This window comes from Shewanella sp. M16, assembly GCF_018224605.1.
GTDB lineage: Bacteria > Pseudomonadota > Gammaproteobacteria > Enterobacterales > Shewanellaceae > Shewanella > Shewanella oncorhynchi.
In genome coordinates this window covers 1-337 of the sequence record NZ_JAGTUL010000137.1, presented here as the reverse complement: position 1 = coordinate 337, position 337 = coordinate 1, and the positions used below count along the sequence as shown (strand labels likewise).

1 pseudogene is annotated in these 337 nt (G+C 51.0%); it reads right to left on the bottom strand.

Annotated elements, in window-relative coordinates:
* Window positions 1-337 (bottom strand): annotated as a pseudogene (locus KFE26_RS23760) (IS4 family transposase); the annotation flags it as partial.

Genomic DNA, 337 nt, shown 5'->3' with positions numbered 1-337 from the left:
TCATCCGCTCACCGGCACTTTGCAGCGTCTCACTAAACGCATAGAGTTTGTGCTGGTCTTCTTCAATACAGCGGCTTTGCATCGAGCGTACAATAAACCGTTGTTGTGTATCGGTTTTAAAGCGCAGGTATTCGATGATATCGGCTTCACGGTCACAAACCGAAATCACCTTCTGCATCTGTGGTCCCAAGCGAGTCGCCATCGCTGCTGAAGCCCGTTGCCATTTGTAACTTTCTTTCTGTTCATAATCACGTTTGGCACGTTGTTTTTTCTGGCCATAGGCCTCGCGGTCGCGTGCCCAGCGATGCTGCTCAATCAGTCCAACGACCTGCTGCGC